26 protein-coding genes and 1 tRNA gene are annotated in these 25,305 nt (G+C 67.5%); 18 read left to right on the top strand and 9 right to left on the bottom strand.

All coding sequences use genetic code 11. From position 1 onward, the window contains the following. The first annotated feature begins 76 nt into the window (after positions 1-76). From B3611_RS07805 to B3611_RS07790, 4 genes are all read left to right on the top strand, one after another. The gene (locus tag B3611_RS07805; protein ID WP_291314516.1) at positions 77-1,342 is read left to right on the top strand and encodes a hypothetical protein; all 1,266 of its coding nucleotides are present in this window, start codon (positions 77-79) and stop codon (positions 1,340-1,342) included. A 99-nt stretch (positions 1,343-1,441) separates the two neighbouring features. Then, positions 1,442-2,023 carry a CAP domain-containing protein gene (locus B3611_RS07800; RefSeq protein WP_291314515.1) on the top strand — a complete coding sequence of 194 codons (582 nt, stop codon included), beginning with the start codon at positions 1,442-1,444 and terminating at the stop codon, positions 2,021-2,023. A 50-nt stretch (positions 2,024-2,073) separates the two neighbouring features. Then, positions 2,074-3,636: a hypothetical protein gene (locus B3611_RS07795; RefSeq protein ID WP_291314514.1), complete on the top strand. Its 1,563-nt coding sequence runs from the start codon at positions 2,074-2,076 to the stop codon at positions 3,634-3,636. Between the two features lie 62 nt (positions 3,637-3,698). After that, positions 3,699-4,709, top strand: coding sequence for a hypothetical protein (locus B3611_RS07790; RefSeq protein WP_291314513.1), 1,011 nt, complete (start codon positions 3,699-3,701; stop codon positions 4,707-4,709). On the opposite strand, the gene B3611_RS07785 is transcribed toward B3611_RS07790, so the two are convergent. Further along, complete coding sequence (locus tag B3611_RS07785; protein ID WP_291314512.1) at positions 4,706-5,350, bottom strand: DedA family protein; 645 nt, start codon at positions 5,348-5,350, stop codon at positions 4,706-4,708. The genes B3611_RS07790 and B3611_RS07785 overlap by 4 nt on opposite strands. A gap of 180 nt (positions 5,351-5,530) precedes the next feature. On the opposite strand from B3611_RS07785, the gene B3611_RS07780 reads away from it, so the two are divergent. The 3 genes from B3611_RS07780 (at position 5,531) to B3611_RS07770 (ending at position 6,935) form a co-directional block, all read left to right on the top strand. Further along, positions 5,531-6,316 carry a sensor histidine kinase gene (locus B3611_RS07780; protein ID WP_291314511.1) on the top strand — a complete coding sequence of 262 codons (786 nt, stop codon included), beginning with the start codon at positions 5,531-5,533 and terminating at the stop codon, positions 6,314-6,316. After that, positions 6,297-6,542, top strand: coding sequence for a hypothetical protein (locus tag B3611_RS07775; RefSeq protein WP_291314510.1), 246 nt, complete (start codon positions 6,297-6,299; stop codon positions 6,540-6,542). The genes B3611_RS07780 and B3611_RS07775 overlap by 20 nt, the downstream gene beginning before the upstream one ends. 153 nt (positions 6,543-6,695) lie before the next feature. Further along, a complete protein-coding gene (locus B3611_RS07770) occupies positions 6,696-6,935 on the top strand; it encodes a winged helix-turn-helix domain-containing protein (RefSeq protein WP_291314509.1) in 240 nt (79 codons plus the stop codon). Between the two features lie 124 nt (positions 6,936-7,059). On the opposite strand, the gene B3611_RS07765 is transcribed toward B3611_RS07770, so the two are convergent. Further along, positions 7,060-7,413: a phosphatase PAP2 family protein gene (locus B3611_RS07765; protein WP_291314508.1), complete on the bottom strand. Its 354-nt coding sequence runs from the start codon at positions 7,411-7,413 to the stop codon at positions 7,060-7,062. Positions 7,414-7,819: 406 nt separating this feature from the next. Between B3611_RS07765 and B3611_RS07760 the strand changes: the two genes are divergently transcribed. Beyond that, positions 7,820-7,942 (top strand): hypothetical protein, encoded by a 123-nt coding sequence (locus B3611_RS07760; protein WP_291314507.1) that lies wholly within the window; start codon positions 7,820-7,822, stop codon positions 7,940-7,942. A 102-nt stretch (positions 7,943-8,044) separates the two neighbouring features. On the opposite strand, the gene B3611_RS07755 is transcribed toward B3611_RS07760, so the two are convergent. The 4 genes from B3611_RS07755 to B3611_RS07740 all read right to left on the bottom strand — a co-directional run bounded on the left by B3611_RS07755 (position 8,045) and on the right by B3611_RS07740 (position 11,990). Next, positions 8,045-9,469, bottom strand: a complete 1,425-nt coding sequence (locus B3611_RS07755; protein WP_291314506.1) for an MFS transporter — start codon at positions 9,467-9,469, stop codon at positions 8,045-8,047. Continuing rightward, positions 9,470-10,396 (bottom strand): S66 family peptidase, encoded by a 927-nt coding sequence (locus B3611_RS07750; RefSeq protein WP_291314505.1) that lies wholly within the window; start codon positions 10,394-10,396, stop codon positions 9,470-9,472. A gap of 125 nt (positions 10,397-10,521) precedes the next feature. Then, complete coding sequence (locus B3611_RS07745) at positions 10,522-11,511, bottom strand: cation diffusion facilitator family transporter (protein WP_291314504.1); 990 nt, start codon at positions 11,509-11,511, stop codon at positions 10,522-10,524. Beyond that, positions 11,511-11,990 carry a transporter substrate-binding domain-containing protein gene (locus B3611_RS07740; protein ID WP_291314503.1) on the bottom strand — a complete coding sequence of 160 codons (480 nt, stop codon included), beginning with the start codon at positions 11,988-11,990 and terminating at the stop codon, positions 11,511-11,513. Before B3611_RS07740 ends, B3611_RS07745 begins: the two co-directional genes overlap by 1 nt. A gap of 198 nt (positions 11,991-12,188) precedes the next feature. On the opposite strand from B3611_RS07740, the gene B3611_RS07735 reads away from it, so the two are divergent. Together B3611_RS07735 and B3611_RS07730 are read left to right on the top strand one after the other, a co-directional pair. Continuing rightward, positions 12,189-13,364 carry a zinc-dependent alcohol dehydrogenase gene (locus B3611_RS07735; protein ID WP_291314502.1) on the top strand — a complete coding sequence of 392 codons (1,176 nt, stop codon included), beginning with the start codon at positions 12,189-12,191 and terminating at the stop codon, positions 13,362-13,364. Positions 13,365-13,393: 29 nt separating this feature from the next. Further along, positions 13,394-13,819: a DoxX family protein gene (locus B3611_RS07730; protein ID WP_291314501.1), complete on the top strand. Its 426-nt coding sequence runs from the start codon at positions 13,394-13,396 to the stop codon at positions 13,817-13,819. A 100-nt stretch (positions 13,820-13,919) separates the two neighbouring features. Here B3611_RS07730 and B3611_RS07725 read toward each other — a convergent pair whose 3' ends face one another. Together B3611_RS07725 and B3611_RS07720 are read right to left on the bottom strand one after the other, a co-directional pair. Next, the gene (locus B3611_RS07725; protein ID WP_291314500.1) at positions 13,920-14,363 is read right to left on the bottom strand and encodes a hypothetical protein; all 444 of its coding nucleotides are present in this window, start codon (positions 14,361-14,363) and stop codon (positions 13,920-13,922) included. Positions 14,364-14,366: 3 nt separating this feature from the next. After that, on the bottom strand, positions 14,367-14,795 hold the full coding sequence (locus B3611_RS07720) for a YbjN domain-containing protein (protein ID WP_291314499.1): 429 nt from the start codon (positions 14,793-14,795) through the stop codon (positions 14,367-14,369). A gap of 211 nt (positions 14,796-15,006) precedes the next feature. Here B3611_RS07720 and B3611_RS07715 point away from each other — a divergent pair, with 211 nt between their 5' ends. Continuing rightward, entirely contained in the window at positions 15,007-15,801 is a 795-nt protein-coding gene (locus tag B3611_RS07715) for a heme peroxidase (RefSeq protein ID WP_291314586.1), read from the top strand. 65 nt (positions 15,802-15,866) lie between these two features. On the opposite strand, the gene B3611_RS07710 is transcribed toward B3611_RS07715, so the two are convergent. Beyond that, positions 15,867-15,950 (bottom strand) — tRNA-Leu (locus B3611_RS07710). A gap of 193 nt (positions 15,951-16,143) precedes the next feature. Between B3611_RS07710 and B3611_RS07705 the strand changes: the two genes are divergently transcribed. The 7 genes from B3611_RS07705 to pknB are packed head-to-tail and all read left to right on the top strand — an operon-like array spanning position 16,144 to position 25,263. Next, entirely contained in the window at positions 16,144-17,052 is a 909-nt protein-coding gene (locus B3611_RS07705) for a DUF3662 and FHA domain-containing protein (RefSeq protein WP_291314498.1), read from the top strand. Positions 17,053-17,060: 8 nt separating this feature from the next. Next, the gene (locus tag B3611_RS07700; RefSeq protein ID WP_291314497.1) at positions 17,061-17,507 is read left to right on the top strand and encodes an FHA domain-containing protein FhaB/FipA; all 447 of its coding nucleotides are present in this window, start codon (positions 17,061-17,063) and stop codon (positions 17,505-17,507) included. Then, positions 17,504-18,937, top strand: coding sequence for a PP2C family protein-serine/threonine phosphatase (locus B3611_RS07695; RefSeq protein WP_291314496.1), 1,434 nt, complete (start codon positions 17,504-17,506; stop codon positions 18,935-18,937). The genes B3611_RS07700 and B3611_RS07695 overlap by 4 nt, the downstream gene beginning before the upstream one ends. 1 nt (position 18,938) lies before the next feature. After that, complete coding sequence (locus tag B3611_RS07690) at positions 18,939-20,294, top strand: FtsW/RodA/SpoVE family cell cycle protein (protein WP_291314495.1); 1,356 nt, start codon at positions 18,939-18,941, stop codon at positions 20,292-20,294. Continuing rightward, positions 20,291-21,724, top strand: coding sequence for a penicillin-binding transpeptidase domain-containing protein (locus B3611_RS07685; RefSeq protein WP_291314494.1), 1,434 nt, complete (start codon positions 20,291-20,293; stop codon positions 21,722-21,724). Before B3611_RS07690 ends, B3611_RS07685 begins: the two co-directional genes overlap by 4 nt. Beyond that, on the top strand, positions 21,725-23,260 hold the full coding sequence (locus B3611_RS07680) for a protein kinase domain-containing protein (RefSeq protein ID WP_291314493.1): 1,536 nt from the start codon (positions 21,725-21,727) through the stop codon (positions 23,258-23,260). After that, complete coding sequence (gene pknB, locus B3611_RS07675; protein WP_291314492.1) at positions 23,257-25,263, top strand: Stk1 family PASTA domain-containing Ser/Thr kinase; 2,007 nt, start codon at positions 23,257-23,259, stop codon at positions 25,261-25,263. Before B3611_RS07680 ends, pknB begins: the two co-directional genes overlap by 4 nt. Positions 25,264-25,305 lie beyond the last annotated feature (42 nt).

The raw sequence follows: 25,305 nt of genomic DNA, 5'->3' as shown, positions 1-25,305 counted from the left end.
ATGAGCGCCGGGATGCCCCCACAAACCCGTTCGAACACCCCTCCGCAGTGTCGGGCCCGCCTGCTTCACTGGGGTCATGCCAGAAACCCTGCACCGCGGCACCGCGACACTCGACGGCCTTGATGTCACCTGGAACGTGAAGGGCGACGGGTTGCCCTCACCCGTCGTCGACGGGATCCACTACGAGGTGGAGTGCTTCTTCCTCGGCCCCTCGTCCAAGGCAGGCACCAAGCCGGCCCAGCTCCACCTCGAGGACTTCTTCGAGCTGTTCTACGCGCTCCAGTGTTTCGAGCTCGCCGGCAACGCGCGGGAGGAATCACCCACGGTGGTGCACTACTACCTCGAACGCCTGCGGGTGGCGCTGGCAAAGCTCGAGCAATCCGACCCGCGCTTCGCCTACCCGCACTCCCTGGCGGTCACGGCCGCACAGTACGCGGGGGAGCTCGACGTCGAGGCGGCGATGGACTTCTGGACCGAGCTGGAGGGTGCCCTGCCCTTCCCGTTGACCCGCGCGGACCAATCCGGCCCATACGTGGTCATCGACGACCTGCAGTCCAACGAGGATTTTGCGGAGACGATGCTCCCGTCGCGTGACCAGCTAAGAATCGACCTGACCCACGAGCTCGACGACGAGGAGTTTCTCGTACCCGGGCGCATGGTCTTTCCCCGCGGCGTGTTCGACCCCGTCGCCTTCCTGAGTGTCGACCGCCTGCTCAAAGGCGGTGAGCTCACCCTCTCCGTGAGCATTGATCCCCCCACCCCCGCTGCCCACGCGGCGCTGCGTGGCCTGCGCCGCCGACTCGACGCCCACTTCTCCCACAGCCAGGAAATTGAGGTGAGCCTGGTGGAGTACTACAACCACCTGGCGTTCTCGCACCACTGCCTCAGCCTGCTGCAGGCGACGCACGAGGCCCGGACGGATCTGAAGCACCGGCTCATCCTCCTCACCGAGTTGGATGATTCCCTCTCGGAGGCGAGGAGGCGCAACCCGGAACTTGGGTACGCCCGGACGCTGACGGGAATCGCGAAGGAGGCGTGCGACAGGCTGGACATCGAGGCGTCGATAATGCTCACCGATGCGATCCGCGCCTGGCTCCCGGAGGACTACCGCGAACGTTTCCCCGCGAACTGGGACTTCGCCCGCTTCCCGGGGGTGACCGACGAGCTGCTGTGGGGTTTGACCGGGGAGATCTCCGACTTCGTGCTCGTGACACCTGGGGCGCCCGGTCTAGGCGGCCCTCCCTGCCACGTGGAGCGCGTGGAGCCGTTCCTCGAGGCTGAGGACATAGCGCCGAGCAACTGCTATCTCTTCGCGCTGCTCGATGAAGGCATCTGCGCTTAGCGACGCCCCGTAACCGGGTGTCCCCACCTGCGGAAACGCCACCAGGCGGGTACCGTTGTGAAAAATAGGTGTTCCCGATCGAAAGAGAATGCAGTCCACATGACATCCACCACCGCCAAACTCGCCGCCGCAGCCATGATGGGTGCCAGCCTCCTCGGCGCGGCCAGCGCCAGCGCCTTCGAGCTGCCCGCCGGTTCGAGCGGCGTCGGGTTCATCCCCGGCCCCTTCAACCCCGGCCCCGTCATCCAGGGTTTCCTCGGCCCCGCCGCCGGCCAGGCCGGACTCCCGCAGCCCGCCACCCAGGATCGTGCGGCACGCCTGTCAGCCTACGTTGACGGTGTGAACGGCTACCGCGCCCAGGCGGGCCTCCCGGCTGTGACGGAGTCCGAGGACCTCAACGCCCAAGCGCAGGCGTGGGCGGACCACATGGCCACCACCGGTGAGTTCGACCACGACACGATGAGCTGCAACGGCACCATCTGTCTCTCGGAGAACATTGCCGCTGTGGGCGCCGGTTACGCCCCGCAGCAGGTGGTCGACGGCTGGTACAACTCCGAGCACCACCGCGTGAACATGCTGCGCCCCAACGCCATCCAGGTCGGCCACGGTGAGGCCGTGTTCCAGACCGGCCCCCACGCCGGCCAGCTGGTGTCGGTGGAGCGCTTCTACAGCCAGTACTAGATGCACGGGGGCGCGGGTGACGCGTAAGCGGCCCCACTAAGGTATCCCCCGTGCCCCAGCTTCAGAAGCGCCTCACCCTCGCCGTCCTCCTCATCGGTGTCGCGCTGCGCGTGGGCATCGCCGCGCGCGGGTGGTTGTACTGGGACGACCTCATCCTGCAGTCCCAGGTGCGCGAGGCCGGACTCTGGCATTCGCTGCTGCAGCCTCACGACGGCCACCTCATGCCGGCCGCATGGGTGGTGGAGTGGGCGCTTGCCCGGTTCGCCCCGCTCAACTGGCCCGCTGCCCTGGCCGTGCTGGCGGGTCTGCAGCTCGGGGCCGCGGTGGCGGTCGCGTGGGCCGTCCGCCAGCTCGCTGGCAGGTGGGCTCCCCTCCCCGTGGCCATTTACCTGGCCTCCCCCCTGACGCTCCCCGTGACCACGTGGCTGGCCGCGGGCATCAACGCCCTCCCGCTGCACGCGGCGCTGGCGATGGTCATCGGGTTGGCTGCCCGCGGCCGCCGGGGGGACCCGGTGCGAGCCGCCGCGTGGCTTTTGGTGGGTCTCGCCTTCAACGAGCGGGCGCTGCTCATCGCCCCCCTCGCTCTGGCCGCCCTGGCCTGCTGGGGGCACCGCGCCCGAACGCGCAGCACCGCCGCCGTACTCGCGGTGCCCACCGTCGCGTGGGCCGGGCTCTACCTGGCGCTGGTCCGGCCGTCGGCAGGCGGCGATGCCCGCCTCCCCCTCGGCACCCTCGTCTGGCGCGGGTACGTCGAGGGCCTGTTGCCCACCGCCGCGGGCGGGCCCTGGCTGTGGGACCGGTGGCAACCCTCCCCGCCGTTCGCGCAGGCCCCGCTGCCCCTGATCCTGCTCGGGGCGCTCGTCGTGGCGGTAGTTGTGGTGTGGTCACGGCGCTTCCTCGTTGCCTGGCTGCCGGTTGCGCTCTACCCTCTGCTGCCCATCCTCGGCCTGTGGTTGCTGCGCTCGGGGGCTGACACGGCCGTCGAGATCGTGCTCACGCTGCGCCACCTTTCCGAAACCGCCGTCCTCGTTGCCCTCACCCTCGCGGTTTTGGAGCGCCGCCTCACGCCACGGCCGGCGATCGCGGCGGCCGTCGTGGCGTCCTCGCTGGTCTCCAGCTTCACCTACTCCCAGGCGTGGGCCGACCAGCCCGCCCGCGAGTACTTCACCAACCTGCGGGAACCCGGCCTCAACCAGGACGTGCCCGCCGAGGTGCTCCTGCCCGTGGCTAACCCTCACAACCGCCTCGACCACCTCGCCCCATGGTTGGTCACCGGCTCCGCCACCTCGCCCACGCTCATCGACGCCCGGGGCAACCGCCACCCCGCGGCCCTGGTCACGTCCCGTACCAGCGCCGAGGGCTGCGGTGAGACGCGCCTGGCGCTCGACGGGCCGCTCTACAACGTGGAGTGGACCGTGCTGCTCAACTACTTCGCCGGCACCGCCGGCACCGCGGAGGTGGCGCTGGACGGTGCCCCGACCCGGGTGGACCTGCGACCCGGCCTGAACCAGGTGTGGGTGAGGGTGAGCGGCGGGGGGACGTCGATAAGCGTGCGCCCCGATGTGGAGGCGTGTTTCGGCCGCAGCGAGGTCGGCCAGCTCGCGCTGCGCTAAACCCCTGCGAGCTGCGCGGACACACGATATGCTCGGCAAAACGACTTTTTGGAAGGGTGTCCATGCGCAGGGTGATTTCCGTTGTGTGCGCCGGTTCGGCGCTGGTGGTGTCCGCGTGTTCCGCGGGAGGTTCGGGGGAGGCGTCCTCGACGGTGACCTCCACCGAGGGCGTGGTGGTGGACCCGGGCTCCCCCGACCAGCCCCAGCCCTCGGGGTCGGCCGGGCCGGAGCAGACCTTCGCGGACGTGCTGGCCAACCCGGGCTCCGTCCCCGTCAACCCCTCGGCGCGCTACGACCCCGACGGCTCCTACGGTTACGCCTTCACGGACGTCAACGCCGACGGGGTGCAGGACATGCTGCTGCGCGTCAACAGCAAGGAGTTCTCGCCCGTCGTGGTCCTCACCGCCGACGGCAAGGGCGGTTACACGCCGAGCAACGAGGTGCTTGTCGACGGCGCCTCCAGCGCCGGCGGGTCCCGGGCGCAGGTCATGGCCTCCCAATCCGGCCAGGGCGTCTACGAGGTGGATTACCAGTCCGTGCAGCCTGAGCGGAAAGTCTCGCAGTGGGCCGTGCAGGGTGTGAGCCTGGTGGCCGGTCCGAAATCCACGTACATGCGCGAGGAGGACATCCCCGATGCCGTGCAAGTTGCGTGGCTCGACACCGCGACGCGTCAACTCCTTTACCCGGACATGCCTGCTCCCCGACCCGCCCCCGCTGCGGGTGCACAAGCCGCCGGACCGGGTGAGACGGCGCTGATCGGCACAGTCAAAGAGATGACCTATGGGGAGATGATGGAGGGCAAGCCCACTCCGAACGGTGAGCCCGCGGGCAAGACGAAAATCATCCTGGTCCTCGACACCCCGCAGACCTTCACCGCCTACAAGGCGGGGTCGATGCAGACCCAGGAGTCCTGGGCCGTCACATTCGGTGACCAGGCTGCCACGATGAATTGGGAGCGCTACCTGGATCAGCACGTCACCGTTGTGGTGGAGGACAAGAAGATGTCCTTCCCGTCCGGCACCGACATACCCCTCGGGCAGCTCCACATCGTCGACGTAAAGAGCGTCAGCTAGACACTCCCGGTTGTCCCCTGCTTCTTCCCCTTCCGGCGGTTGTTCAGCCAGCTGATCACCATCGGGAGCACGGAAATCAAGACGATGATGATCGCGATCATGTCGATGGAGTCCGCCACGCCCGGGATGCCGCCGAGGAGCACACCGACGGCGACCATCAGGCCCACCCAGCCGATGGCACCCGTGACGTTCCACCCGACGAAGTTGCGGTAGTTCATGTCCGCGGTGCCCGCCGCGAAGGGGACGTAGGTGCGCACGATGGGCACGAAGCGCCCGAGAACCAGGGCGAGCGGCCCGTGCTTGGCAAAGAACTCCTCCGCCGCCACGAGACGGTCGGTGCGGAGGATGCGTGCGTCGTCCTTGAACAACCGCCGCCCGAAGGTGCGTCCGAGGTAGAAGCCCACCTGGTCACCGAGGACGGCCGCGATGATGGCCACCACAACGAGCTGCCACACGCTCAGGTTCAGCTCGCCGCGCAGGATGGCGGCGGTGACCAGGAGGGAGTCACCCGGAAGGAAGGGGAACAGGACGCCGGACTCGATGAAGACGACGACGGCGAGCCCCGCGAGGACGTAGGGGCCGAAACCGGCGAGGAGGGTTCCCGCATCCATGAGGGAACTCAGGCCCGAAAAATTATGCATGGGTCATAGAGTAAGGGGAAGCGTCCCAAGAATGCTCTAAGGAGGGCCCTGGGTGGACCGGCAATTCAAAAAAAGCGCCCTCACCATCGGTGTCAGGATGGCCGCGCTGTCGGGTGCGATGGTCCTCGTCGGCGCCGTGCTCTTCTCCGCGGCCCCGAGGAGCCGAAGTCCGTTCCGAGCGTGACTCTCACCTTGGACGTGGTGGATCTGGCGGTGGCCTTCGCGGCGGTGGGTGTTCTTGCGGTGGCGGCGGAGGGTGGGGCCGCGTTCCTCTTCAGCCGGCAGGCGACGAAACCCCTGGAGCTGGCCATGGAGCGCCAGCGCACCTTCATCGCCGACGCCTCCCACGAGTTGCGCACTCCCCTGTCCACGATGCACATGCGGGTGCAGCAGCTGCAGATGCTCAACAACGATGACACCCTGCGCCCGGTCATCGCGGAGCTGCGCCGCGACACCACGGGGATGGTCGACATCGTGGGCGACCTGCTGTCCCTCGCCTCCGCCGAGCGAGGTGGGGGCTCGGCATCGCTTGTCGACGCCACCACCGCCGCCGCCCGGGACCTCGCACCGCAGGTGGAGGCGCTGGGTGTCACCCTCGTCGCTAATCCACCCGATGCCCGTGCCAACCTCTTCGAGGTGGCCCTGAAGCGCTGCCTGACCGCCCTGTTCGCCAACGCCCTGAGCCATACGCCCGAGGGAGGGACCGTGTGCCTGACCGGGGAACGCGGCAGGGGCAGTGTGGTCGTGCGGGTGCGCGACACCGGGACGGGAATCACGGGAATTGCGCCCGAGCGCATCGTCGAACGCTTCACCCACGGTGCCCCCGGGCGGCAGCCCTCCCACGGCATCGGCCTCGCGCTGCTGCGCGACACCGTCACCGCGGCGGGGGGAAGCGTGGAGGTGGGGTCGACGGGTGGCAACGGGACCGTCGTTAAGCTTGTGCTCCATGAAGCTGCTGCTGCTTGAGGACGACCTCCGGCTCGGCGCCGCTACCCGCGACCTCCTCGCCCTGAAGTGGGACGTGACCTGGGTGACCACTCTCGCCGAGGCGCGCGACACCCTTTCGCGCGAGTTTTTCGACGCCCGCGTCCTCGACCGGGCCCTCCGCGACGGGGACACCACCGGACTGGTGGAGTGGATGCGCCGGCGGCGGAATGCCACCCCGGTGATCATGCTCACCGCCCTCGGGTAGCTTCACGACCGGGTCAGCGGCCTCGATGCGGGGGCAAACGACTACCTGATCAAACCCTTCGAGTTCAAGGAGCTGGATGCCCGCCTGCGCGCCCTGACCCGGATCTTCGACGGCGGAGAAATCGGGATCGGTAGCTGGCCCGACGGACAGTGGGTGGAGTCCTCCTACACGGGGCACATCGCCCTTACGGAGAAGGAGAACGCGCTGCTCCCAGTGCTGGCGCAACAACCCGACCGGGCCTTCAGCCGCGCACAGCTGCTGTCTGCCGTGTTCGAGCACCGGGATTCTGAGTCGGCGGTGGACACGTACGTGCACTACCTGCGCCGGAAGCTGGAGCCCGACCTGGTCCAGACGGTGCGGGGAGAAGGCTACCGGCTCGGCACACCAGCCTGAACCGCACCGGACCCAGCAGAAGCGACCACGCCACGGAGAAGAGCGCATCCGAGGGGTAGTGCACCCCGGTGACGAGGACCGTGGCCACCATCACGGGCACGAGCGCCGCGGCGGCGCCGCGGGCTCACCTGTTTCGGGTGAACAGGAAAACGGCCACGGCGAGGGCGGTGGCGAAGGCGACGTGGCCCGAGGGGAAGGACCTGTCCCCCGGAGGGGTGGCCGCGGGGTGCGGCGGGAGCGCGGCACTGGGGCGGGGCCGGTGGGCGATGACCTTGAGCACCACCACCGGCACCCAGGTCAGGGCGACGGTGGCGCCGAAAGTGAAGAAGGACCGGTAATCGTGACGCCGTGAAGCGAGCACGAGGCCAGCCAAGACCACCCAGAGCGTGGCCCAGGCTGGCTCGAACCCGTAGTAGATCGCGTCCGTAATCGGTGAGCGGGAGTCGTTCGCCCACACGGTGAGAAGCAATTCGTTCATGTCGAGGGAGGGTACGAACGACCCTCCAAGCATCAGCTAAGCAAACGTGTGGAGCGGAAAAGTCACTTAAAAAACGCAGTTCATGGCCCCTTTCTGTGATCAGGGTCCGGGCTTTTTCGTTGTGGCAGGGTCGTCTTACCCCCATTATGGGGTACGTGGCGAACGGATGCACATGTGATCTACTTCACTTAGCTGGCGGCGTTATTGCCACCCCCACTACCCCCGCCCGCCGTCCCACGACGTGGACAAATCAAAAATTTTGCCATTGGAAAGCGTTACACCTGTAGGGAGATTTCCACTTTATTTTGCGAATCTCCGTACCGGGATCGGGGGCCGGGGTTTTGTTGGGTCCGGATTTTCCATAAAGTCTCTCTCGTAAGCACAAACTCAACCGAAAGGGTCAAAAATGATTGACACCATCTTCACCACCATCCAGCAGTTCATCTCCGCCCTCGGCTCCCTGATCCAGGTTCCGTTCTACGGCCTTCAGGAGCTCTCCTCCAACTTCATCGGCGCTCTCGGCAAGTAAGAGTTCCAACGCCCAGGGCATCCTGGGTAACTAAAACCGCCTCCCTCCGGGGAGGCGATTTTTGTGTATTCGCTCCGACGCGGGCACAGCCCCAAGCGCGATCTAGTGCGCAGCCGTGCGCTCCCCCGACTTCGGGTTGTCGCGGAAGCACCACCACGTGACGAGGGCGAAGAGCACGGCGGCGGAGCCGAGAAGGGCCACAACCGAGTGGTACGCCGACGTGTACGCCTCGTTGTAGGTGGCGTGATCGAGGTTGCGGGTCAACCACAGCGGGAGCAGCGAACCCGTGATGGCCACGGTCAGCAGCGTGCCGAACTCGTAGGAGACCTCCTCCACGCCGGCCGCCATGCCGGAGCGCGACAACGGCGCGGCACCGATGATCGCGATGGAGGCCACGGACATCACCGCGCCGTCGCCGATGCCCAGCAGCGCCAGCGCAGACAGGATTCCCGGCATGGACCCCGCCTGGGAAGCCCAGAGCAGGACCGCGGCGCCCACTGCACCCGTGACAAACCCGCCTGCGATCAACGGCAGGAAACCCACCCGGTGCAGGAATGCGCCCCCGAGTGTGGAGGTGGGAATCGCCGTGAGGGCCATGACCATCACGACGGCTCCGGCGTGAAGGGGTGAGAATTCGTCGACAAGCTGGAGCTTCTGGGTGGTCACCAACTCAACGCCCGCGACGACGAACATACCTCCCGCCGCGGCGACGACCCCACCCGTGAACAGCCGCGAGCGGAAGATGTCGAAGGCCAGCAGGGGTTGCTCAAGCTTCGCTTGACGACGCCCGAAAAGCGCCCCTCCCACCACCGCCGCCACCATCGCCGCGGCGAGAAGGGCGGGCGTGCGGGCGGGATTGACGGTTTCCTTGATGGTCATCGTGAGACCCGAAAGTGCCAGCAGCGCATACCCCGACGACACGACATCCCAGTGCTGCCGCGGGTTGGGGAGGTTCTCCGGCGCCAGCGCGAGGGTGAGTATGAGCGCCACGGCAACGATGGGCACGTTGATGAGGAACACCGAGCCCCACCAGAACTTCTCCAGGAGCAGCCCGCCCACGACGGGCCCGATGCCGGCCCCGACCACGGCAACCGAGCCCCAGATACCGATGGCGGTGTTTCGCTCGCGCTCGTCGGGAAAGGTCAGGCGGATCAGTGCGAGCGTGGCCGGCATCATCGTCGCCCCGCCCACCCCCAGGACCGCCCGGGCGGCCACGAGGGCCCAGGCGGTGGGGGCGAAGGCCGCGGCGGCTGAGGCCGCGCCGAAAATGGCCAGCCCAAGGGTGAACATGAGCCGGTGGCCGATCTTGTCACCCAGCGTGCCCGTACCCAGCAGCAGGCCGGCGATGACCAGGGGGTACGCGTTGATGATCCACAGGGCCTGGGTGTGTGTGGTGTTCAGCTGGGACTCCAGCACGGGCAGGGCGGTGTAGAGGATCGAGTTGTCCAAACCGATCATCAGCAGCCCGAGAGAGATAACGGCAAAAAATCCCCAACGTTGTGCCGGGGATGTGAGTTCTCGGGACACTTATGCCTCCCTGGGAAAGCGGATCGTTGTGGCCCCCTCGTGGACGGACAGCTCCACGCGCCCGCCCACCGGGAAGGTGAGCAGGGGGTTCGTGTGGCCGAAGTCCACGTTGGCCACCACGGGGATGTTCTCCAGCAGGGGAATGGACTCGATGGTGGACTCGAGGTCCTCCCGGGTGACACCGCTGCCGTTCTGGAAGCGGCCGATCACAACGGCGCGGATGCCCTCCCCGCCGGGCTGCTGGATCACGGACATGAGGCGGCGGCGGAACTCCGTGATGTCCGAGTTCATGGTCACCTCCGCGAAGAGGACGCTGCCGGCGAGCTCCGGAAGGTACTCCGTGCCGTGCAGGAGGGTGAAGATGCTCAGGTTGGAACCGATCGCCGTACCCGCGGTCTCGCCCTCCTGGATGGCCCACCAGCCCGTGGTGGGCTCGGTGACGCGGTTGTCCTGGTGGAGGAACCAGTCGTCGTCCGTGTACCACGGGCTGGACTCCCACTCGATCGGCTCGGACGTGAACGCCGCGTGCCGGAAGGAGCGCCGGGTCAGCTCGCTGTGGTCGCGCATGCCGAAGGTGGACCAGTGCGGCCCCGAGTACGTCACCAGCCCGGCGCGCGCGAACAGGGCGTTCTGGAGAGCGGTGATGTCGGAGTGCCCGCAGAGGAACTTGGGGTTCGCCGCGATGAGGTCATAATCGAGGAACGGCAGGAGCTCGTTGCTGTTGAACCCGCCGATGACGGAGAGGATGCCGTCGACCTCCGGGTCGCGGAACGCCGCGTGGATGTCGCGCACCCGCGACTCCACCTCCGAGGTGTAGAACTCGTCGGACTCGTTGACGTGGGCACCGAAAGTGACGTTGAGCCCCAGGTCCGTCAGACGCTGCGTCGCCAGCCGGGCGAGGTAGTCGCCCGTGCCCCTGTCCACCACGAAGGGCAGGGAAAGCGAAGGGGGTGACCACGCGGATGGTTGAGCCGGGTTCGAGCGGGGCGGGGTAGACAGTCATTTTCTCGGCGGGTCGGGGAAGGGGTTAACCTGGAAAGCTTAGTCCACGCCTACCGCTGCTCCTCCGTCAGGTACGCGGGGATCGCGGGCACGGCGGTGACCACCACGTCGTGGACCTTGTAGTCGAGGGCGTGGAGAGCGTCGCGAAGCTCACGAAGCTTTTCGACGTCCGGATCCTGCCCCGGGTGGGGAATGGCGAAGAGCTCGACGTGAAGGACGTGGCCCTCGTCGCGCACCCGCGCCGCCGCCTCGCGCACCCAGGGCTCCTTCTCCGCCGTCAGCTCGATTGTGCCGATCAGCGGGTGTTTCTTCCGCTTCAGGTCGGTGGCGCGGGCGTCGGTGAGGTCCCGCACGGCCGTGCGCACGTTGGTGATACCGTCCCACACGATGGAGACCGCGACGACGATCGCGGCCACCGCATCCATCCACCACAGGCCGATGCCAATGCCGAGCACACCCACGATGGTGGACACCGATGTCATCCAGTCGGCCTTGTTCATGTCGGCGTCGGCGTAGAGAACTTTGTCGTGCAGCGGGTCGGCCAACTTCATCTTCATCCGGCCGAGGATGACGGGTGCGATGCCCGTGACCGTCATCGCAGCGACCATGAGCCAGCCCAGCCAGATGCTGTGCCCGAAGAGGACGACGGTGCCGATCGGCGGTTTCTCCCGGTTGGCGAGGTTGAGCACCGCCCCGATGACCAGGAAGGCACCCATGGCGAGCAGGGCTGAGCCCGCCACGAGGTGGCCGACCTCGATGGCGCGGTGGTGGCCGTAGGGGTGCTTGGCGTCCGGTTTCTTCCGGGTCACACGCGTGGCCGCGAGGAAGGCCAGCGGTGGGAGGAAGGACAACAGGTCCTCGTACCAGGCCGTCTTCATGGCCTGGGACTGCCCGGAGACCACTCCGACGATGGCCACCGTGACCACCAGGGTGGCCAGGGTGATCCACTCCAGGCGCACGGCGCGCCGCAGCAACCTGCCGTGGTCCTCCGGCAGCGCGTCGATGCCGGAACCGGTGCTCGCCTCGTCCACCTGCGCCATCAGATCTCCCCCTCCGCCTGCGGGAGGTAGCGCTCGAGCTCCACCAGGAGCTTGTTTTCTCCCATGGGGACACCCATGACCATCTTCTCCTTGTTGCCGTCCCCGCTTTCGACGGTGGTGTACGGGCGGGTCAGGGCGATGTCCTTCGCCCAGGGCGACTTCGCGGTGAGCCCGCCGATCATCACGTCGACCTCACCGTCCTCCATCCACCCGACGAGGACGCTCTCCGGGGCGACCTTCCATTCCACGTCGGCGTTGATGGAGTCGGCGAAACCCTTGACCAGGTCCGCCTCCGTTCCCGTGACCTCCCCCGAGGACTCGTCCACCGAGGTCCACGGCTCGTGCTCGGAGACTCCCACGACAAGGGTGCCGTCCTTTGCCCTGTTGTACGTGCCCTCCGGGTCCGCGGGGATCGCCCCGCAGCCGGTAAGCAGCGCAGCGCTGAGTGGGAGCGCCGCGGCCCATGCGAGATGTCGCAATCCGTCCGCCTTTGCCTGTCCGGGAGCCCGCGCCCGCGAACCGGACGCATGGCTGCGTGTTTACAGCTTGTGTATAGCGCATTTCCCAACTTTCTGGCATCACATTGGCAGGATTGCCGGTTTCCGCATTCCGGTTCTGGCGGGGTGTGAGTGGCTTCACTACGATCGGCACTATCCCGTTCATATGAAAGGATCTTTATGAAAGCCCTCACTTGGCAAGGAAAGCGCTCCGTGAGCGTGGAGCAGGTCCCCGACCCCACCCTCCTCGAACCCACTGACGCCATCGTCCGCATCACCTCAACCGCCATCTGCGGCTCCGACCTCCACCTCTACGAGGTCCTCGGCCCCTTCATGGACAAGGGCGACGTGATCGGCCACGAGCCGATGGGCATCGTCGAGGAAGTCGGCAGCGAGGTCACCAACCTCAAGCCGGGCGACCGCGTTGTCGTGCCCTTCAACGTCTCCTGCGGCCACTGCTGGATGTGCCGCCACGGCCTGCAGTCCCAGTGCGAGACCACGCAGGTTCACGAGTACGGCTCGGGTGCCACCCTTTTCGGTTACTCCCGCCTCTACGGCTCACTGCCCGGTGGGCAGGCCGAGTACCTGCGCGTCCCCCACGCGGATTACGGCCCGATCAAGGTTCCCAACGTCGGTGAGGACGAGCGCTTCCTCTTTCTCTCGGATGTCCTGCCCACCGCGTGGCAGGCCGTGCAGTACGCCGCGGTGCCGCAGGAGGGCACCCTCGCCGTGTTAGGCCTCGGCCCAATCGGCCAGATGTCCGCGCGCATCGGTAAGCACCTGGGTTACCGGGTCGTCGCCGTCGACCCGGTCGCGGAACGCCGCGCCATGGCCGAGCGCCACGGCATCGAGGTCATGGACGACGGCGAGGGTGTCGCGGACGCGCTGCGAGAGCTCACCGACGGCCGCGGGCCCGACTCCGTCGTCGATGCCGTCGGCATGGAGGCCCACGGCTCCCCCGTCGTCGGTGTCGCCCAAGCCGCCGCGGGGCTGCTGCCCTCGCCCCTCGGCCGCGCGGCCGTGGAGAACGCGGGGGTGGACCGCCTCAGCGCGCTCTACACCGCCATCGATGCCGTCCGCCGCGGCGGAACGATCTCACTCAGCGGTGTCTACGGCGGGATGAAGGACCCGATGCCGATGATGACGCTCTTCGACAAGCAGATCCAGATGCGTATGGGCCAGTGCAACGTGCGTAACTGGACCGACGACATCCTCCCGCTCGTCGACGACCCCTCGGATCCGCTCGGCGTGCTCGACCTGAAGACGCACACCGCGCCGCTTGACGACGCCCCCGAGATGTACGAGAAGTTCCAGAAGAAGCAGGACGGCTGCATCAAGGTCGTGCTCAAGCCGTAATCCAACCGTCTATGCCGAAAGGACACCCAATGGCAAACCTTCTCCCGCGTTTAAAGAACCCCGGCAAGGCCTCGACCTCGCAGAACGTCGCCCGCCTCGCGCTGGGCACCTTCATGAGCTTCGCCGGCACCAGCCACCTCACCTTCGCCCGCAACGACTTCCAGGCCCAGGTGCCCGACTGGATTCCGATGAACAAGGATCTCGTGGTCCTCGGCTCCGGGGTTGCGGAGATCGCTCTCGGCGCATCCCTTCTCGCGCTGCCGAAGCAGCGACGTTTGACCGGGGTTGCCCTGGCCGCGTTCTACGCGGCGATCTTCCCCGGCAACATCGGCCAGTACGCCGAGGGCAAGGACGCCTTCGGGCTGGACACGGACGGCCGGCGCCTCGGGCGTCTGTTCGGCCAGCCGGCGCTCATCGCCGCCGCGCTCTGGGCCGCGGGGTACCCGGAGAAGTAAAAGCTGGTTCAAAGAAAAGGTGCGCATCCCATCCGGGGCGCACCTTTTCTACGTTCTCAGCCGCGGGTCGTCGTCAAGCGGGCGGGTCCTAGATCTCATGCTAGACCTCGTAGCCGGCGAGGTAGCCGCGCAGCACCTGGGAGACCGCGTCGAGGCCCCGGAAGAGCTGCTCCTCGAACTGCTCGTCGGTGTACTCCCACGCCGTGGGGATGCGGTAAACCGCCAGCAGGCCCAGGCCGTTGCCCTCGCCGTCCCCCGCCACGAAGAGGGTGGGGACGAAGTTGTTCCGGTTGAAGTTCTCCGCCCAATCCAGGACCTCGGAGCGCTTCGCACCCTCCATCTGCTCGCCCGCGATGCGCGCGCCGATCTCCAGGTAGTCCGGGTTTGTGCGCACCACGCACATCCCGCCGTTGAACGGCACGGTGATCACGTCGTGCTCGTTCGTCTCCGCCTCGTAGTCGCGCTCCTTGAGCACCTTGATGGCCCGGTCGCTGGTTGCCGGGGCCGTGGCGTCCGAGGGCTTCCTGCCGCCGAAAAGTTTCATCGTTTACTCCTCCCCGCCCACGTAGACGTCCGGAAATGCCGCTTCCACACCCTCGATGATGTAGAAGGCGACCTGGAAAAACAGGTCCAGCATCTGGTGCAGCTGCTCGTCGGAAACACCGGTGGCATTTAGGAAGTGGTGGCGGAACTCCACGGACATCCCGCCCGGAGCCATCACCCGCGAGACCTTGCCCAACGGGATCTCCGAGTTGAAGGCGTTGACCACCTCCCGAAGCCTGTCCTGCTCCCCCTCACCGGTGACGATGCCCAGCCAGTAGGCCCGGACCGTCGTCACCGCCTCGTCCAGGATGAAGAAGACTTCGACGTTCTCGAACGCGGCAACGACATCGCCGTCATCGCTCCGCCCGGTCTGCAGGCCCAGTTGGGCGAGAGCCTCGTCCAGCCGGGGCTTCGTTATGGGGGCAAGTGGCATGAGTCGTCCTTGTCAGGCGCGTCGTTCGGCGAATGGCTTATCGACGTCCAAACTACCAGCTCGGCGCACCGCGGTGACGCGGAATCATCGATTCAGCAACCTCTCCGTCGGCCGTTGCCTGGCTGCCGCGAGTGCGCAGCCGGCGGTCAGGGCGGGGGCGAGGAGGTCTTTATAAGACGATCGGACGTATACCCTCCGGTCCTTGGATACTGTGGATTCTCACCTCCCAAGCAAAGAGAAGCTTGCGCCCCAACGACCCAGCGCCAACATGGAGCGGAAAATGATTGCGGATTGCGATGTCCAGAAACTTTTGACCCGCGTGACCACCCAATTCGGCTCAGACCCAAACCGGTGGTTTCACCCCGATGGCTATCAGAGCGTCGCCCTAGCCGTTCTTGACGCCATCTACTCCACGGGCAACCGGTACACAGGCGTGATCAACCTGGTGAACCGATACCGAGAATTGCGGATAGCGGAGAAAGCCGATCCGCAAACCGATACCGCCACTCACCTCGTCGACGCATTCCATCGCTGGGGAGGAGTCGATGAGTTCGTCCACAAGACGAATAACCGCTGGAGAACCTCGTCCCGGCTTTCCGCCCCCTACAAGGCGTACGCCGCTCTGGAGGCCGCAAGAGTTCTTGAGCGTCACTCCATCCAGGCTGTGAGCGATGCCAAGGACAGGTTGAATTCGCGGGAAAGCCGTGAGCGCTCGGACACAGCCAGGGAGTGGTTGGCGATACGTGGCCAAAGCAGCGGCTTGACCTGGAACTACTTTCTCATGCTCGTGGGTATCCCTGGAGTAAAAGCAGACCGCATGGTGATCCGTTTCGTTTCGCAGGTGCTTCAGCGTGGCGTTTCCACGAAGGAAGCCTCCCGGCTAGTTGAGGCGGCTGCGGACATCCTGGGCGTCAACTACATCCACCTCGACCACACCATCTGGCGGTTCCAATCTGGGCGCCCCTATCTCGTACCCACGGCGGGGGTGAGTGGAGCCCTCGAATGAAGCAGAACATTCGACACAAAAGGCTCGAGACACCGTGCGATCGATGTCTCGAGCCTTCATATCTGTGCCCGGGGGGGGACTTGAACCCCCACGTTCTTGCGAACACTGGCACCTGAAGCCAGCGCGTCTGCCAATTCCGCCACCCGGGCGGGCGACTTGACTAATATAGCACCGCGCTCGGGTGGAGCACCAAATCCCGAGCCTGGGGGCCGAATTGGGCGTCGGGAAGCCGTGCGCGGGGCGTTCACATCTAGGCCAATGGCGCGGCCCCACATATACTGTCCTAGTTATCTACCGCACGCGCAGCTGATTCGGATGGAAGAGGAAGGGAGGTGCGGGCGAATGGCGTTCATGGACAGACTGGCCAAGCTGGACAGTTCGATGCAACGCGGCCTGGACAACAGCATGGCCGCCCTTTTCGGCGGCAAGGTTGTTCCGGCCGAGATCGAGGAGCTCCTCAAGCAGGAGGCCCAGGACAGCATTGTGATGACGGACCGGGACGAGCTGGTTGCCCCGAACGTGTACGCGGTCGGGGTGTCGTCGAAGGACCTGGAGAACCTGTCGCAGAACCGCGACCTGCCCTCCCTGTTCGCCGACCAGCTGGGGCGCTACGCCCGCAACCAGGGCTGGTTCCTGGACGGGCCGGTGGTCGTGCGCGTCGCGGAGGAGTCGGGTCTGCGGACCGGGCAGCTCCGCGCGTCGTCGTACATCGACCCGAACCCCGATGTGGCCAGCGGCTTCGACGCGATCTATGCGGAACCCACTACACCGAAAAGCACCGCGGGTGCGCGCCCGGCGCGCGGCCGCGACCAGGAGGATGATATGTCCGAGCCCACCACCGCCGTCTCCGCCACCGGCGGCGAACCGACGGTCAGCCTGCTTCTCCAGGATGGCTCGTCGCGCACCTACCTCGTCCACGAGGGCTCGAACATTCTCGGCCGCTCCAACGACGCGGACTTCCGCCTGCCGGACACGGGTGTCTCCCGCCAGCACGCGGAGATCACGTGGGATGGCGAAGTCGCCGTGCTGGTCGACCTCGAATCCACGAACGGCACGACAGTCAACGACGAGCCGGTGGACAACTGGATGCTCGCCGACGGCGACGTCATCACCGTGGGCCACTCCCACATCGAGGTCCGCATCGTCGAGCCCCGTGGACTTACTTCCGACGCTGGCCGCAACCCCGACGACGTCGCCCGCCCCCAGACCGAATTTTTCCCGGGCCAGCGCCCGGCCGAGCGCGAATTTTAAGGAGCCGCATGGATTCCGCGATCATCCTCGGGGCCCGCTTCGGACTGCTCATCCTGCTCTGGCTGTTCATCCTCTTCGTCATTTGGGTGATGCGGCGGGATATCGTGGCGGCGTCGGGGGTGCGTCGGCAAGCGGCTGCCTCGGCACCCGTCAAGCGCGAGAAGGCCCGCCAGGTCATGGTGGTCGAGGGCCCGCTGAAGGGTTCACACATGGACATCTCGAGCGTGGAGGACCTCACCCTGGGTCGCGCGGAATCGAGCGATTTTGTGCTGGGAGACGACTACGCCTCCTCGCGCCACGCGCGGCTCTTCCGCCGCGGCAGCGAGTGGTTCGTCGAGGACCTCGACTCGCGCAACGGTACCTTCGTGCAGGGTAACCGCATTGACCAACCGGAACGGGTGTCCGTGGGTACCGACATCAAGATGGGGCGCACGATTGTGAGGTTGATGCCATGAGCCTGAAGTTGAACTTCGTCGCCGCGTCGGACCGCGGCCTCGTCCGCGGCAATAACGAGGACTCCGCCTACGCGGGCCCGCACCTGCTCGTGCTCGCCGACGGCATGGGCGGCCATGCCGCGGGCGAAATCGCCTCGCAGCTCATGGTCGAGCACATGGAGCACCTGGACAGGGACCCGGGCGACGCCGACATCCTCGCGCTGCTCGGCGCCGCCGCCGAGGACGCCAACGCCTCCATCGAACAGTCGGTCCGGGACAACCCGGAGCAGGACGGCATGGGCACCACGCTCACCGCGCTCATGTTCAACGGCACCGAGGTAGGTCTCATCCACGTCGGCGATTCGCGCGGCTACATGCTGCGCGACACCGCCCTCACCCAGATCACCGAGGACGACACCTTCGTCCAGTCGCTGGTCAAGGAGGGCAAGCTCGACCCGGAGGACGTCTCCTCCCACCCGCAGAAGTCGCTGATTCTCAAGGCCTACACCGGCCGGCCGGTCGACCCGCACCTCGAGATGATCCCCGTGCGCGACGGGGACCGCTTCATGCTCTGCTCCGACGGGCTCTCCGACCCCGTCACCGCCTCCACCATCGAGGAAACCCTGCGCGAGGGCACCCCGGAGGTTGCGGCGCAGCGTCTCATCGAGCTGGCGCTGCGCTCGGGCGGGCCCGACAACATCACCGTCGTCATCGCCGACGTTGTCGAGACCGACGGCCCCGATGCCCCGAGCCTTCCCACCGCTCCCGCCATCGCGGGGGCCCTGGTGCCCGACTACGAGCCCTCGCACCCGGACTCCTCCGCCAGCCGGGCCGCCGCACTGATGCGCGCCTCAGATACGGACGTGCCCGCCGCGCCCGTGCACAAGGCCACCCTCAAGGGCCAGCGCGACGGAAGCGGGGACGCCGGGAGCACCTCGCTTGGCGACGCCCCCTCCGACGACGAGGAGACCCACCCGCGCCGCACCTTCTGGCCCTGGTTGGTAGCCCTGCTCGCGGTGGCCATCGCCGGCGTGGGCACGCTGGCCTGGCTCAACAGCCGCGCGGAGGACACCTACTACGTCGCCGCCGACGCCGGGAACCGCGTGGCGATCCAGCAGGCGCCCGGTTCGCTCTTCGGCTCCAGGGAGCGCAACGACTTCCAGCTCGCCTGCATCAACGAGAAGAACGAGCTGCGCATCACCGGCACGACGGATCTCCCCCAGGGGTGCACCGTCTTCACCACCGACGCGCTCCCGCCGTCCGAGCAGTCCGCCATGCAGGACTTCCAGGGCGGATCCTACGAGGAGGCCGTGGCCCTGATGAACCGCCTGGCTGAAAGGGCGCTGCCGGTGTGCGTCGATAAGCCCGCCGATGCCCCCGCGAAGGCCGGGGAGGACAAGGGCGCGCAACCCGAGTCCCCCTCCGGCGACAACTGCAGGACGGTGAAGTGACATGTCCCGACTCTTTTCCCGCACCCGCGAGCTGGTGCTGCTCATCTGCTCGGCGCTGCTGCTCCTCCTCATGCTCTTCGGGCTGGAGATGTCCCAGGGCCGCGCCCTGTCCACCGAGATGCTCTACCTGGTGGGCGGGTTCATCGGTGTTTACGCCATCGCGCACCTGGCGATCTGCCTCACCGCGCCCTACGCCGACCAGGTCCTGCTCCCCGTGGTGTCCACGCTCAACGCCATCGGCCTGGTGGTGATCTACCGCCTCGACCTCGCCGAGCGACCCGGCTACGGCCCGCTCGCCGAGCGGCAGGTGCTGTGGTCCCTGGCCGGCGTGGTCATGCTCGTGCTCACCCTCGTCGCGGTGCGCGACCACAAGTCGCTCTCGCGCTACTCCTACCTCCTCGGCGTGGCCGGTCTGGTCCTGCTTGCGCTGCCCCTGGTGTGGCCGCAGCCGGTGGACTTCGCCGACGCCCGCATCTGGATCTGGCTCGGGCCCTTCTCCATCCAGCCGGGTGAGTTCTCCAAGATCCTGCTGCTGATCTTTTTCGCGCAGCTGCTGGCGCAGAAGCGCTCCCTGTTCACGGTCGCGGGCCGGCGTTTCCTCGGCCTGAGCTTCCCGCGCCTGCGTGACCTCGCGCCGATCCTCGTGGTGTGGGCCATCGCGATCCTCATCATGGGTATCTCCAACGACTTCGGCCCGGCCCTGCTGCTCTTCGCCACCGTGCTGGGCATGGTCTACTTCGCCACCAGCCGCACCTCGTGGCTCATTATCGGCACGGGGCTTGTCGCGGTCGGCGGTTACGCCGTCTACCAGGTCTCCGGGAAGATTCAGGAGCGCGTGAACAACTTCATCGACCCCCTCGCCCACTACGACACTACCGGTTACCAGCCCTCCCAGGCCCTGTTCGGCCTGAGCTGGGGCGGGGTGACCGGAACCGGCCTGGGCTACGGGCACCCCGACATGGTCCCCGTCGCGCACTCCGATTACATTCTCGCCGCCCTGGGCGAGGAGCTGGGATTCGTGGGCCTGGCCGCCGTGCTGGTCCTCTTCGCCATCTTCACCACCCGCGGCTTCCACGCCGCGCTGCAGGTGCGCGACTCCTACGGCAAGCTCCTCGCCGCCGGTTTGTCCACCACCATCGTCATCCAGATCTTCGTGGTGGCGGGCGGCATCTCCGCGCTGCTGCCCATGACGGGCTTGACCACGCCCTTCATGTCCGCGGGCGGGTCCGCCATCATGGCGAACTACATCCTGCTCGGCCTGCTGCTGCGCATCTCCAACGGCGCCAACAGGCCAACCGACTTCGACGCGGCCGCGGATCCGGCCGCCGAACCCGAGCTCGTGGGGGCCGCCCGATGAACAAAGCAATCCGCCTCGGCGCCCTCGTCTCCCTGCTGCTCACCCTCGTCCTGCTGGTGAACTTCACGGTGATCCAGGGCTTCCGCGAAAACACTTACGCCCAGGACCCGCGCAACGCCCGCACCTTCGTGGAGCTCAAGCAGATCAACCGCGGCAACATCAACGCCGGCGGTCAGGTGCTCGCCCAGTCCTACAAGGACAGCAACGAGTTCTACCAGCGCTCCTACCCGAACATGCCGTTCTCCTTCGCGCCTATCGTGGGCTACGTCTCCGACCAGTTCGGCACCGCGGGCCTCGAGTCCGGCTACAACGCCCAGCTCACCGGCGAGGGCAGCGTCAAGGGCGACCGTTTCCTGCGCACCGGGCACGAGGCCTCGCCCACCGGCAACAGCCTTGAGCTCACCATCGATCCCAACCTGCAGGCCCTCGCCTACGATCAGCTGAGCAACCGCAACTACGACGGTGCCGTGGTGGCCATGCGCCCCTCGACGGGTGAGGTGCTCGCGATGGCCTCCACCCCGTCGTTCGACCCGAACTCCTTGGTCAACCCCGACACGGCGGACGCCGCGTGGCAGCAGCTTAACGACGACCCCGCAAACCCCCTGCTCAACCACGCCACGCAGGACCAGCTGCCCCCCGGGTCGATCTTCAAGATCATCACCACCGCCGCCGCCCTGCGCCACGGCTTCACCCCGGATTCCCCCGTCACCGGTGAGCCCCAGATCACCCTGCCGGAGACCACCGTCCCGCTGACCAACTACAACGGCCAGCCCTGCGCCGGCGGCGGCACCGTCACCCTGCGCACCGCGTTCTCGCTGTCCTGCAACACCGCCTTCGTTCAGACGGCCCTGAGCTTCGGCCCCGAGCCCCTGCGCGAGGCCGCCACCGCCTTCGGCGTCGGCGAGCAGTACGACCTCGGCCTGCCCACCGCCTCGGGCTCCCTCGGCGACCTGCCCGGCCCCTCCGAGCTGGGCCAGTCCGCGATCGGCCAGCGCGACGTCACCATGACCGCGCTGCAAGCCGCCGTGATGGCGTCCGTGGTGGCCAACGACGGTCGCCGCATGGCGCCCTACGTGGTCTCGCGCGTGGTGCGCCCCGACCTAACCACCCTCACGGAGAACCGCCCCCACGAACTCAACGAGGCCATCACCCCCGAGGAGGCCGGCACGATCCGCGACCTCATGTTCAGCTCCGAGCACTCCACGTTCGGCTACAACGGCAACGGTTACGCCTCGAAGACCGGCACCGCCGAGCACGGGGAGGGTGCGGCGCCGCACACCTGGTACGTCGCCTTCGACCCCGCCAAGGACGTCGCCGTGGCCGTCGTGGTCAAGGACGGCGGCGGGCTCGGAATGAGCGCCACCGGCGGCCAGGTCTCCGCGCCCATCGGACGCGCCATCCTGAACGCCGCCCCCGGAGGAGGAAACTAGATGCACACCGATAACAGGGACGACCTCCAGAAACTCGTCGGGCCCGACTACCGCCTGCAGTGGATCATCGGCCACGGCGGCATGTCCACCGTGTGGCTCGCCGACGACAGGTCCAACGACCGCGAGGTGGCCGTCAAGGTCCTGCGCCCCGAGTTCTCCTCCAACGAGGAGTTCCTCACCCGCTTCCGCAACGAGGCCCTGGCCGCCGAAGGCATCAACTCCCCGAACGTGGTGGCCACCTACGACTACCGCGAGGTGGAAACCGGCGCCGGCTACTCCATGTGCTTCATCGTCATGGAGTACATCCGCGGTGAGTCCCTGGCGGACATGATCACCCGCGAAGGCAAGCTGGACGAGGCCCTCGCCCTCGACGTCCTGGAGCAGGCCGCCCACGGGCTGGCCGTGATTCACCGCATGGGGCTCGTGCACCGCGACATCAAACCCGGCAACCTCATGATCACCCAGAACGGGCAGGTCAAGATAACCGATTTCGGCATCGCCAAGGCGGCCGCCGCCGTGCCCCTGACGCGCACGGGCATGGTGGTGGGCACGGCCCAGTACGTCTCGCCGGAGCAGGCGCAGGGCATGCGGGTCACCGCGGCCAGCGACGTGTACTCCCTGGGTGTGGTGGGTTACGAGATGCTCTCCGGATCCCGCCCCTTCAGCGGTGACTCCTCGGTCTCGGTGGCCCTCGCGCACGTCTCCTCCGCGCCGCCCGCCTTGTCGACGTCCGTCGGCGCCCCCGCCCGCGAGCTCATCGAGATTGCCCTGCGCAAGGACCCCGCCATGCGCTTCCGCGACGGCAACGAGATGCAGCTGGCCATCGCCCAGGTGCGCCAGGGGTTGCGCCCCGCCCAACCGCGCGGGGGGACCGGCACCCAGGTCGCGGTCGAACCCTCACCGACGGCCTCGACCGCCATGCTCGCCTCCGTGGCGCAACCCACCACTGCCCACCCGGCCGAGCCGCAGCAGCGCCGCCCGAGCGGTCAGCTGCCCCAGCATCAGGCACCGGCGTTGCGCGGAGGCCAGGGGGACCCGGCGCGGAGGGGGGACGCGGGCAAGCGCGGTGAGGACCGCAAGGGCGGTGTGGGACTCGGCCTGGGCATCGCGGCGCTGGTCCTCCTCGCCGGTGGAGCGTTGGCGTGGGCCCTGACATCGGGTCCGCTGAGCGGGGACGAGAAGAAGCCCGCGACCACGACGACCCCGAGCATCGTGACGCAGACCCAGACCGTCTCGCCCAGCGCACAGCCCACAACGGAGAAGCCGCAGAAAGCGACCACGACCGTCCGCACCCGGGAGCGCATGACCGGAAGCGAAAGCGCCCCCGGCACCGTCAGCTTCACCGACGCTCCGGAGCCGGAGCCCTCCGAGCCGGCGGAGCCCCCGGCCACCCGGGAGGTGCCGACGCCCTCGGCGCCCGCCCCCACCCAGCGCCCCTCGGTGCCCGCGCCCGCGACGCAGCCGCAGAGCAGCGCAACCGTGTCGTTGCCCGATCCGAAGCTCACCACGACTCCCCAGATTGGCGGTACCCCATGACCCTGATCGCTAACCGATACGAGCTCGGCGAGCCGATCGGCACCGGCGGCATGTCCGACGTTTACGCCGCGGCCGACACCGTCCTCGGCCGCCCCGTGGCCGTGAAGATGCTCAAGATCGACATGGCGCGCGACGAGAACTTCCGTGAGCGCTTCCGCAGGGAGGCCCAGAACTCCGCCCGCCTCAACCACCCGAACATCGTCTCGGTCTACGACACGGGTGAGGTGGACATCAACGGTGTCGCCGTCCCATTCATCGTCATGGAAATCGTGCACGGGCGGAACCTGCGCGACATCGTCCGCGAGGACGGCCCGCTCACCCCGCGCGCCGCGGCGGAGCTGCTCCTCCCCGTCACCCGCGCGCTCCAGGCCAGCCACGACGCAGGCATCATCCACCGCGACATCAAGCCCGCCAACATCATGGTGACCAACACTGGCGCGGTGAAGGTGATGGATTTCGGCATCGCCCGCGCCCTCGACGACTCCACCTCCGCCATGACCCAGACCTCCGCGGTCATCGGCACAGCGCAGTACCTCTCCCCCGAGCAGGCGCGGGGCAAGCCCGCCGACGGCCGCAGCGACGTCTACGCCCTCGGCTGCGTGATGTACGAGGCCGTCACGGGTCGCCCGCCCTTCGAGGGCGAGTCCCCCTTCGCTGTCGCCTACCAGCACGTTCAGGAGGATCCGGAGCCGCCGAGCACCCGTATCGCCGGCCTGACGGAGAACGAGGCCGTCAACGTCGACGCCGTCATTCTCACCGCCATGGCCAAGCACCCCGCCGACCGTTACCAGACCGCCACCGAGATGGGCCACGACCTCGAGCTCCTCGAGCGCGGCGCGGTGACCCAGGCGGCGCGCAACCACCTCGCATACAGCGAACCCCAGTACGGCAACTACCAGGACGCGACAATCGTCGCCGGCTCCACCGTCGCTGCGCGGCCCGTGGAGATACTGCCCGTCAACGACCAGCCGAACGCTCCCGCCCCCGGCGGCGCGAGCAGGTACGAGGAGCACCGCCGGGCCAACGAGAAACGCTCCAACACCGCCTGGATGAAGTGGGTGGCCGTGATCCTCGGCCTCGTCCTCGTCGGTGCCGCCTCCCTCCTCGCGTACAACTACTTCACCGGTGACAAGGGTGGTGACCAAACTCAGGCCCCGGCGCAGGAAACCATGGTCGAGGTGCCCGATCTGAAGGGCAAGACCCGCGAGGATGCCGTCTCCACCCTCGAAAGGATGGGCCTGCAGGTCGCGGTCAACGACACCCCCAGCCCGGACGTCCCGCGCGGTGAGGTCCTGGGCACCAACCCGACGGCCGGCTCCCAGCTGCGCCCCGGCACCCTCGTCACCGTTTCGGTGTCCTCGGGCCGCGAGCTCACCGATGTCCCGGACATCACGGGGCTCACCCCCCAGGCGGCCGCGCAAGCGCTTGCCGACGCCAACCTCGAGCTGAGCACCCAGATCCGGAAGGAGCACAGCGAGGACGTTCCGGAGGGTGTGATCATCTCCCAGAACCCGGCCGGCGGCTCCCAGTTGTCCAAGGGCTCGCAGGTTTCGGTCGTGGTCTCCTCCGGGCGCGAGAAGGTGACCGTGCCCACGCTGGTGGGGATGAACGTCAACCAGGCCACCGCGCTTCTGTCGTCCATGAACCTCAAGGCGACGGTCACGCAGGTGGACTCCGAGAAAGCCGAGGGAGAGGTCATTGCCGCGGCCGGTGAGAATACCGAGGTGGACACCGGAACCACCGTGGAGCTGCGGGTGAGCAACGGGATGCTGATGAAGATGATCAACATCGGGCGGATGAACCCCTCCCAGGCCGATGCCGCACTGCGCAAGGCCGGGTGGTCCGGCAGCCTGGTGGCGGGGCCCACGGTCCCCACGGGCGCGATGATCGACCAGGGCCTGATCGGCCACCAGTCCGTCGACGCGGGGCAGACGATCCGCAAGGACCAGCAGATCGGGTACAACCTGTGGGAGTTCGACCCCCGCCAGCTCGTCCCCCGCTAGGCGCGGTGCCGGGTGGTAAAGTCACTGCCCAGCACCCGCCCC

It is taken from the genome of Corynebacterium sp. UBA2622 (assembly GCF_002339505.1).
Classification (GTDB): Bacteria; Actinomycetota; Actinomycetes; order Mycobacteriales; family Mycobacteriaceae; genus Corynebacterium.
This window is presented reverse-complemented; position numbering and strand designations above follow the sequence as displayed.